The sequence below is a fragment of the Paracoccus sp. S4493 genome, assembly GCF_000967735.1.
GTDB classification, from domain to species: domain Bacteria; phylum Pseudomonadota; class Alphaproteobacteria; order Rhodobacterales; family Rhodobacteraceae; genus Paracoccus; species Paracoccus marcusii.
The window spans coordinates 1-1,099 of the sequence record NZ_JXYF01000242.1; the positions used below are offsets into that span (position 1 = coordinate 1).

A 1,099-nucleotide genomic window follows, 5' to 3' on the forward strand; every position below is an offset into this window, starting at 1 on the left:
CAGCGTCGATTTCGACGTGCGCAGGTGCTGGCGCGCGGCATCCAGCGCGCGGCCGGCGTCGCGGGCCTCCAGCGCGTCGATGATCGCCAGGTGTTCCTGGATCGCGGCGCCGTTGCGCTGCTTTTCCTGCGTTTTGTCCCACATGTAGTGATAGTGGAAGATCAGCGAGATGACCTTCTGGAACTCGGCCACGAAGCGGTTGCGGACGACGGCGTTGATGGCCTCGTGGAACGCCTCGTCCAGCTTGGAGAACTCGTGGAAATGCGTGTCGATCTGGTCTGCCAGGGCCAGGTGCTGGACGCGCAGCATGGCCAGACGCGGCCAGACGGGGTGATCGACCGGTGCCTCGACCAGCTTGGCGATCGCGTCCAGTTCCAGGACCAGCCGAAAGTCCGACAGCTCGACCGCGAATTCCTTGGTGAAGCCGCGCAGCATCCAGCCGCCCTTGGGCCTGCGTGCGACCAGGCCGAACCGGCTGAGGCCGGCCAGGAACTCGTTCAGCTGATGCTGGGTGACGCCGAAGGTCCGCGCCAGCTCGGCCACCGACAGCGGCGTTTCGGCAGGCACGTCGAACCGCAAGATCCAGTCCAGGAACCGCTGCTCCAGCGCCTGCAGGCCGTCGGCGGCGCGGATCACGGCGATCCGGTCGTCCTGGTCCGGCATGCGCAGCACCCGCTTGGCCCGCCCATTCAACGCGATCACCCCCAGCTCTGCCAGCCGCGCCAGGCAGCGGCGGACGACGGTGCGGCTGACCCCGGCGATCTCGCTCAGCGCGGCCTCGGCGGGCAGGTCGGCCCCCGGGGTCAGAGTCGCGCAGTGGTCCAGAAGGCGGTTGTACGCCTCGCGATAGCGGGTGTCGCTGCGGGCCATGGTGGGGTTTCCTCGGGTCAGGCGGTTCTTGTCCTAAATTATTAAAAACAATTGACAGGTGCAAGGTGCCTGCACATGCTTTGCCGAGATCAGGACGAAATCGGTCGGGGAGGAACGATGACGGACGCAAGCAAGCCCTGGGCCGACGGCAAGGCGCGTCGGCTGACGATCGCCCGCGACCAGCTGCACCGTGCATCGGCCCTGCTGACGCTGGTCCTGCTGATCATCG

General features: G+C 66.8%; 1 protein-coding gene. It reads right to left on the reverse strand.

The window, feature by feature from the left end:
• Window positions 1-870 (reverse strand): GntR family transcriptional regulator (locus tag TW83_RS16715; protein ID WP_045983916.1); only part of this gene is annotated, 870 nt, incomplete at its 3' end.
• Between the last annotated feature and the right edge of the window lie 229 nt (window positions 871-1,099).